The organism is Vibrio sp. 10N.222.52.B12 (genome assembly GCF_002875385.1).
Lineage (GTDB): Bacteria > Pseudomonadota > Gammaproteobacteria > Enterobacterales > Vibrionaceae > Vibrio > Vibrio jasicida.
Window position 1 is genome coordinate 93,661 of record NZ_MDAW01000098.1, and the last position, 7,790, is coordinate 101,450.

Genomic DNA, 7,790 nt, shown 5'->3' on the forward strand with positions numbered 1-7,790 from the left:
AATTCCGTTGCCTGTTTTTAACTTGGCATTTAATGCCAGATTCACAGATATGCGCTTAGAACCTTGTAAATGGCGTGTGCATGCGGTTTAAATTCAAGCACATAACAAAAACAATGTGAGTGATTATGAAGTTAAAAGTGTATTTGTCGGGTGAGATCCACACCGACTGGCGTGAGCAAATCATCAAAGGCTGTGAAGCAAAAGATCTGGCTGTGTCGTTTATTTCTGCCAACACGCATCATGAATCCAGCGATGCAGCGGGCGATGGTTTGGGCTCGGAAGACAATCCTTTTTGGCGCGATCATAAATCAGCGAAAGTAAATGCGATTCGAATTCAGACCGCCATTAAGTCTTGTGACCTTGCCGTGATTCGATTTGGTGACAAATACAAGCAGTGGAATGCGGCGTTTGATGCAGGTTTCTGTGCCGCTTTAGGTAAGCCTTACATCACTTTGCATGATGAGAATATTGTCCATGCACTTAAAGAAGTTGATGCTTCAGCGCAAGCATGGGCAACAACGCCAGAACAGATCGTCGAGTTAATTGCATACACAGTGACTCCATAACTGAAAAAAGACCTCCATCACAGAGGTCTTTTTGAATTGCGCTCTTAATATCACTAAGACAAAACTTAGATATTCACGACGACTTTACCAATCGCTTGACCACTGGCTAGACGATCATGCGCAGCGCCAGCTTGCTCAAGGGTAAACTCGTGTTCATCGAGAACCGGTTTTAGTGCGCCTGATTCTGCAATCTTGGCTAATTCTTTTAGGATGATGGCATGTTCGCGTCGACCAACATTGTGGATCATCGGAATTAGCATAAATACAACGTGCAATGACAAGCCTTTCATGTGAACGGTACTTAAATCTTGCTCATGCAAAGACACGGTTGTTGCAACTTGGCCGTTGAGTTTTGCTGCATCAAACGAGTTAGTTAGGTTTGCACCGCCAACCGAATCGAAGACTACATCAAAACCAGCACCAGAGGTGTGTTTTGTAACGTAATCGGCTACAGACTCAGTACGGTAATCAATCGCGGTTGCACCGAGCTCGGTAATCAAGTCATTCTTCACACCTGTGGAGCCAGTTGCGAAGACTTCAGCCCCCATGTGACGAGCAAGCTGCAGTGCAATATGGCCAACACCACCTGCGCCGCCATGAACCAGTACTTGTTGACCTTGGCGAACACCAGCACGAATCAACCTTCGTAAGCCGTAATGCCAACCAATGGAATTGCCGCCGCTTCATGCATAGAAAGGTTGCTTGGCTTGTGAGCGATAAGATCCGCGTCTGCCACCATGTATTCCGCTAGAGAACCTTGAAGATCACCAAGGCCACCCGCACAACCATAAACCTCATCACCAACCGTATATTCGGTAACACCTTCACCTACGGCTTCAACCGTACCTGCGAAGTCCATACCTAGAATGCCCGGAAGTTGTGGGTGGAAGGGTAAACCTTCGCCCATTTCACGCAGCATCATATCAACGGTATTAACGCTTGATGCAGCGACTTTAACTAAGACGTGGCCCGCTTTAACTTCCGGTTTTTGTACGTCTGCTGTTTCAAATACTTCTGAACTACCAAACTGACGAATTACGGCTGCTTTCATTATGATTTCCTCGGTTGTGCGTTTGTATGGATTCAGTATAGGCGCAATTTCAAAATTGATAATTGGGCTGAAAAAGAAATCAGTTTTAAGTTTTTGTTGATAATACTACGAGTAGTAAACCGCAGAGTTACTTACTCACCAATTGAAAGTAAAGATCAGATCAGGGTGATTTGTTGCTAGCCGTTATTGAGGAAATCACCTTTTAGTTTTCGTAGATACTGTTTCTTTTTATGCGTCATTGTTTGATGTTTTTTAGAGGCGTAACGTTAATTGCGTTGCTTTGAAAAATGGCAACTTAATGATTTTATTGGAAAAAGGAAATGGATATGGCTTACGAAGGCTACAAAACATTTACTGCAAAGCAAGAAGACGCAATTCTTTATGTCACGTTTGATTTTGGTACGGTAAACGTGCAAGGGCAGGAAATGTTGGCGGATTTGAATGGGTTAGCACTGCGATTGGAACGTGATCGTAGTGTCAAAGTGGTTGTATTCCAATCAGCCAACCCGGAGATTTGGGTTTGTCATTACGATACCGAATTGCTGAAAGAGATGTCGACAGAGGCCGTTTCTCGCGAGGAAGCAAAGTTACTCGATCTTCAAGCGGTTCTTGAAAGAATCAGCAAGCTACCACAAGCCACAATTGCGAAGCTAGAGGGTTTTGCCCGTGGTGGCGGTCATGAATTTGCATTGGCCTGTGATATGCGTTTTGCCGCTCGCGGTAAATACAAATTCATGCAAATGGAAGTGGGTATGGGCATTTTGCCTTGTGGCGGCGGTGCATCTCGTATGGCGCGTCAGGTGGGATTAGGTCGTGCCCTAGAGATCATCTTGAGCGCCCGTGACTTCGATGCGGATGAAGCAGAAGCGTACGGCACCATCAACAAAGCGTTAGAACCAGCTGAAATTGGCCCTTATGTTGATGCATTAGCGCAGCGAATTTCTAAGTTCCCGGCTGAATCTATCAATGCATGTAAACAGATGGTGTACGAGTCAATCGACAAGCCAATTGATGAAGCATTGAAAGCCGAAGCCTACTGGCTTTACCAAGCAACGAGCAAGACGCCAGCAGTTAAGCGTTTTCAAATTGCCGATGATCAAGGCTTAGAGCATGACATCGAAAACCAACGTAATTGGGAAGACTTGGTGATGAAGGTACAAGACATCAACTAAGCTGTTGCGTTAGTGTCTTATTAAGGACTAGAAAGGCGAGCCAAGTGGTTCGCCTTTTTGTGTTCAGCTGCTGGTGCGTTTATCGTTCTTAAATTCGCAAGCCAATCGAGCTTGTTTATGGGCATGAACTTTCGAATTAAATCACAGACTCGATAAACGTTTTTGATAGACTGCAAAGCAACAGTTTTAGTGAGGAATACGTTTAATGCCGACCATACTTTGTTTTGGCGATTCAAATACCTGGGGCGCAGTACCGAATGAAGATCGCCGTTACGGACCAAACGAGCGATGGCCATCCTTGTTACGAATGTCTCTACCGGATGGTTATGAGGTCATAGAGGAAGGGCAACCAGGGCGAACAACTGTGCACGATGATCCTTTTGAAGGTGAGAAAAATGGCCTTCGCTATTTACGCCCTTGCTTGGAATCTCATCTGCCTGACTTGGTCATCATTATGCTCGGCACGAACGACATGAAAAACTGCTTGGGTTTATCCGCTTTCGATATCTCTCGTGGGGCAGCTCGCTTAGCACAAGAGGTTCTTAACTTTGATAACTGGGCAAAGCGAGAAGCGCCGCAAGTTCTATTAGTCGCGCCGCCACCCGTGCATGAGATTGGTTTCTTCGGGAGTATGTTTATCGGTGGGGCGGAGAAATCCAAAGAGTTTGGTTTTCATTATAGAAACCGAGCGGAAGAGCTGGGATGTGCATTTTTTGATGCCGGAACCTTAGTGGAATCTTGTCCGAACGAAGGAATTCATTGGCAGCAAGACCAGCATGAGAAATTGGCGAAAGCACTGCAACCCATCGTGTTAGCGGCTTTTCAAAGGTCATAGTTACTAAAAGATTACAGAGTCAAAAGGCTTTTCGTCTAAGGAAAAGCCTGTATTGAAAGGGTTGAGAAGCAGGGCGAGTATGCCTGCGCCCTAAAGGCGGTGACGTAAGCAGTTTGGTGCTTTATCCATGCGTAGAGTGTTTACGCCAAGGAAAAACCGCTGTCTGGGCTTTCGTGTGCTGGCATTCTATGTATCCTTGCGGGACTGCCTTTTACGTGCGCCCACATCCGCAACATCGGACGCTTTGCAACAACCTCCGCCTTTGATTGGCCTACGTGAAAACATCACGCCAATTGCGAGCATCGCAATACAACTTAGGAAAATAAGAACGGTAAGAACTAAAGTCATAACACCACCTCCTATAAATCGCTGTATTGTCATCTTTCTCCAATTTTATAAACAAAGCAATGGTCGTTTTGTAACCACTTATTATTTTTATCAATAGTCAGACCTTTGCTGTATCTTAGCAGTTTACTCTTTCAGTTCTGGAACAAGGTTTTCCAAAGCCTTTATCTGACGACTGACCACGATGGTCTTTATGAAAAATTTGGTTGGGATAGAATAGAGGACGCTTACGACCCGTCTGGTTATGTGACAAAGGTGTACCGTAAGTCTTTAGAAAACATCTAGAATCAACTGGAGTAGGTTTCTAGAATGTCGATTAATTAGTGTCCGAAGTAAGCAAGGAAGCGAAAATGCTATGGATTGTGACAAAGTACTTAACCACCGCCGCGATTGTGGTTCTCATTTCTGAAGTCGCGAAGCGAAGTGATAGGTTAGGTGCGCTTGTGGCTGCATTGCCAACCGTGACCATATTGGCGTTGGTATGGATGTATATCGAAGGGCAAGGCACAGAGAAGCTGTCTAACCACGCGTTTTATACCTTTTGGTTTGTTGTACCAACACTGCCAATGTTTCTTCTTTTCCCTTATCTACTGAGCAAATATTCCTTTTGGATTACCTTGCTTATTAGTTGTGTTGTATCCGTAATTTGTTTTGCGATAACGAATTTGATCGCGAAACAATTTGGTATCAACTTGCTTTAAGCTCGTCTTCCTTTTGGTTTTGTATCCATTGGCGAGGTGACATACCAGATACATTTTGGAAAGCACGAGAAAAGCCCGAGTAGCTGTGGTATCCCACCTCGTCAGACACCCAGTTGAGCGGTTTATTTTGCAGTAATAAAGACTGGGCGACGGATACACGCCATTTTTGTACATAATCTCCTGGAGTTTCCCCAACGGCTTGTTTGAACGTCTCAATAAACTGAGTACGAGACATGGCCGCCAATGACGCCAATTCATTAAGATGAAAATGACGGGCAGGGAGCTGATGAATGGCGGTCATAACGGGAGCTAGACGTGGGTGGGCGAGCGCAGCAAACAAGCCGTGTTCAATTTGCTTCCCCTCAATAAGATAACGAAAGATCAACGCCATTAAGGTATCACTCAGCTTATCTAATAAAAACTCTTGCCCGATACCGTTTTCTTTTGCCTCCAAAGACAGCATATCCAAGACCGGAGTTAGATTCGGTGCGTCTTTAAAAGGGATAGCGACGACATCGGGCAAGACAGACAACAGAGGGTTGATCTGCCCACCTCGATAATCCACATTGGCACAAACCAATTCTGTTTCTTCGCTTCCTTCAATTCTATGTGGCGTATTGTTTGGCAGATAAATGATGCAAGGCTCTGTTAGCTTTTGAGCCTTCTCATTTGCGCTTGTCAGTATCAATTCACCAGCATTCAAAACATGCAAATGGCCTCTGTTACGGTGCTCTGCTTGGAACGAGGAGATGCCACACAAGTGTCCAGAATAGAAAACCCCTGTACGTATTGAGAAGTGCTTCATCAGCTGTGACAACAAATCCATGTTACCTCCGAACGATTCGTGTACTTTTTTGGTCTTTTGTCCCTCTATAGACCGGAAGAGTTGGCTAATTTATTCACACAAGGCAAACAAACACAGACAAGGAGCTTATTATGTCACGCATTAAATCAACTGGTCGAAAACTCACTTTAATGACCGCTTTAATCGGAACCAGTTTTTCACTGATGGCTGCGGATGTAAGCATGAGCGTTGATGCAAATGATCTCGCTATCAAGGGTTACGATCCGGTGGCTTACTTCACGGATAATGGCCCGACTCAAGGAAAGGCCGAATATTCAGCGACGTACAACAATGCGATTTATCACTTTGTGAATGCAGTAAATCGAGACCAGTTCAAAGCTGATCCTCAAGCGTACGCACCGCAATACGGTGGTTACTGTGCATTTGGTGTTGCTATGGGTAAGAAGTTCGAAACTGACCCAGAGGCATGGAAGATTGAAGGTGGCAAACTCTACCTAAACTTGGATAAATCGGTACAAAAGCGCTGGCTAGAGGATACGCAAGGCTTTATTCAAGATGCCAACACCAACTGGACAACGATTAAAGTTGTTGATGCAGATAAGCTGTAACGGACGTCGTTTTTATCCTTTCCTCACATATTCAAGGCGAGCCAATTGGTTCGCCTTTGTGTATTGGCTCGAGGGAACGGACGTCCAACGACCATCTACGGCAGTGTTTTGTCACAAGGTTGCCCAAGTGGAAGTATGATTTAGTTGCTTTGCTTCATTCCATTATTAACTTTTAGGAATAATCGTTATAACTTCCAGCACTAAAGGGCTGCGGATAATATTGGATTCAGTTGTTAAGAATATTCCTACAATCCTTTAATTCTGGAGGGAAAGTAAATGAAGAAAGCTCTAATTTGCGTAGCGCTAACTTTGCCTGCATTTCACGTGTTCTCTGCGCCAACAGACATCAATTCGCTTGAACGTATCGACTACGGAAACTATCAGTTTTATCAACCATACATTGAAACAGTACACACGGTAGATTTGATTGCACCGCCACCAACAGAAGGCAGCAAACAAGATCTCGAAGATAAGCGCTTGGGTGCTATCGACTTTTCAGTTGATGACCCAGCGAGAATGGCTCAAGCGACACAAGACGCGCGTATTACTCCAGAATACTTTGCCAAGATATATGGTGATGTTCTAGGCGTGAAGATTACTAAGGAAGACACCCCAGCGATGTATACCGTTTTAGGACGTAGCATTGCTTCTTTTGGTCTTGCGACATCTGACTCTAAAAAGCACTACAACAAAGCGCGTCCATTTGCGGTAAACGGCTTACCTTCTTGTACACCTTATGCCGAAGACTACTTATCTAAAGATGGATCTTACCCTTCTGGTCATACTGCATCAGGCTATGGGGTTTCACTCGTTGCGGCCGCAATTGCGCCGAACAATGCAAAAGCACTGACAGAGAGAGGGGCGGATTACGGCTACAGCCGAGTCGTTTGTAACGCACACTGGATGAGTGATGTGGAAGCAGGGCAAAAAGTGGCGCACATCGTGTTTGATAAGCTCAAGGCAGATAAACAATTTGCTGAGGACTTACAAGCTGCGCAACAAGAGTACATTGCGCTAACCCAATAACGATAAATCGATACAGATACAGGCGGCCACAGTGCCGCCTTTTTCATTTTTAGCTCTTGCTATATAGACTTCAAACAACGGCTGAAATCATTTCTTGACCTTAAGTTAGCTTGAGGTTTTATCTTCGTAACCTCAAACACAACCCACACAAATCGGTAAGAAACCAATTGGAAAAGGAACTTCTATGAATCTAAATCAAGTGCTGTTAACCGTTAAAGACATCAAGTCATCTATCGAGTTTTATCAAACGCTAGGATTCAACCTGATTGTTGAAACAGAAAACTATGCGCGCTTTGAGTGCGTTGAAGGAGATGCCACTTTTTCACTTTATCTCGGTGATCCAGAATCAAAAAGCAACAGCGTGATCTATTTTGAACACAAAAATCTTGATGCGTTAGTTGATAGTTTAAAGAGAAAAGGCATCGAGTTTGTTCAAGAACCTACAGACAAAGATTATCTGTGGAGGGAAGCAATGCTTAACGACCCATCAGGTAATGAGCTAAAGCTGTATTGGGCTGGAGAGAACCGAAAGAATCCGCCTTGGCGAGTCGCTAACAATTAAGATTCCTAAGCATATTAGCAGAGGTGAGCGAGGCAGTGCGTGCTCACCTTTAACAGGGTTTCTGTTGCCAATTGACTTCTACTAATGTACATGTCTGCTCGACAAATCGACAAATCGAC

11 protein-coding genes are annotated in these 7,790 nt (G+C 44.5%); 7 read left to right on the plus strand and 4 right to left on the minus strand.

Features of this window, described 5'->3' with window-relative positions; all coding sequences use genetic code 11:
- Positions 1-125: 125 nt before the first annotated feature.
- On the plus strand, positions 126-566 hold the full coding sequence (locus BCT11_RS06015; RefSeq protein WP_042604139.1) for a YtoQ family protein: 441 nt from the start codon (positions 126-128) through the stop codon (positions 564-566).
- Positions 567-631: 65 nt separating this feature from the next.
- Here BCT11_RS06015 and BCT11_RS28325 read toward each other — a convergent pair whose 3' ends face one another.
- Both BCT11_RS28325 and BCT11_RS28330 read right to left on the minus strand, forming a co-directional pair.
- On the minus strand, positions 632-1,207 hold the full coding sequence (locus tag BCT11_RS28325; RefSeq protein ID WP_241908989.1) for a zinc-binding dehydrogenase: 576 nt from the start codon (positions 1,205-1,207) through the stop codon (positions 632-634).
- Positions 1,204-1,617, minus strand: a complete 414-nt coding sequence (locus BCT11_RS28330) for an alcohol dehydrogenase catalytic domain-containing protein (RefSeq protein WP_241908990.1) — start codon at positions 1,615-1,617, stop codon at positions 1,204-1,206. The genes BCT11_RS28325 and BCT11_RS28330 overlap by 4 nt, the downstream gene beginning before the upstream one ends.
- Before the next feature lie 326 nt (positions 1,618-1,943).
- Between BCT11_RS28330 and BCT11_RS06025 the strand changes: the two genes are divergently transcribed.
- Both BCT11_RS06025 and BCT11_RS06030 read left to right on the plus strand, forming a co-directional pair.
- Positions 1,944-2,789 carry an enoyl-CoA hydratase/isomerase family protein gene (locus BCT11_RS06025; RefSeq protein ID WP_102387615.1) on the plus strand — a complete coding sequence of 282 codons (846 nt, stop codon included), beginning with the start codon at positions 1,944-1,946 and terminating at the stop codon, positions 2,787-2,789.
- Positions 2,790-2,994: 205 nt separating this feature from the next.
- Positions 2,995-3,624, plus strand: a complete 630-nt coding sequence (locus tag BCT11_RS06030) for an SGNH/GDSL hydrolase family protein (RefSeq protein WP_102387616.1) — start codon at positions 2,995-2,997, stop codon at positions 3,622-3,624.
- Between the two features lie 186 nt (positions 3,625-3,810).
- Here the strand turns inward: BCT11_RS06030 and BCT11_RS28230 are convergent, their stop codons facing one another.
- Positions 3,811-3,972: a hypothetical protein gene (locus BCT11_RS28230; RefSeq protein WP_162998339.1), complete on the minus strand. Its 162-nt coding sequence runs from the start codon at positions 3,970-3,972 to the stop codon at positions 3,811-3,813.
- Positions 3,973-4,319: 347 nt separating this feature from the next.
- On the opposite strand from BCT11_RS28230, the gene BCT11_RS06040 reads away from it, so the two are divergent.
- Positions 4,320-4,670 carry a DUF3147 family protein gene (locus BCT11_RS06040; protein ID WP_005440716.1) on the plus strand — a complete coding sequence of 117 codons (351 nt, stop codon included), beginning with the start codon at positions 4,320-4,322 and terminating at the stop codon, positions 4,668-4,670.
- Here BCT11_RS06040 and BCT11_RS06045 read toward each other — a convergent pair.
- On the minus strand, positions 4,657-5,496 hold the full coding sequence (locus BCT11_RS06045) for an AraC family transcriptional regulator (RefSeq protein WP_102387617.1): 840 nt from the start codon (positions 5,494-5,496) through the stop codon (positions 4,657-4,659). The genes BCT11_RS06040 and BCT11_RS06045 overlap by 14 nt on opposite strands.
- A 110-nt stretch (positions 5,497-5,606) precedes the next feature.
- Between BCT11_RS06045 and BCT11_RS06050 the strand changes: the two genes are divergently transcribed.
- The 3 genes from BCT11_RS06050 (at position 5,607) to BCT11_RS06060 (ending at position 7,671) form a co-directional block, all read left to right on the plus strand.
- Positions 5,607-6,083 (plus strand): YHS domain-containing (seleno)protein, encoded by a 477-nt coding sequence (locus BCT11_RS06050; RefSeq protein ID WP_102387618.1) that lies wholly within the window; start codon positions 5,607-5,609, stop codon positions 6,081-6,083.
- A gap of 276 nt (positions 6,084-6,359) precedes the next feature.
- Complete coding sequence (locus tag BCT11_RS06055; RefSeq protein ID WP_102387623.1) at positions 6,360-7,109, plus strand: phosphatase PAP2 family protein; 750 nt, start codon at positions 6,360-6,362, stop codon at positions 7,107-7,109.
- Between the two features lie 184 nt (positions 7,110-7,293).
- A complete protein-coding gene (locus tag BCT11_RS06060; RefSeq protein ID WP_045405248.1) occupies positions 7,294-7,671 on the plus strand; it encodes a VOC family protein in 378 nt (125 codons plus the stop codon).
- Positions 7,672-7,790 lie beyond the last annotated feature (119 nt).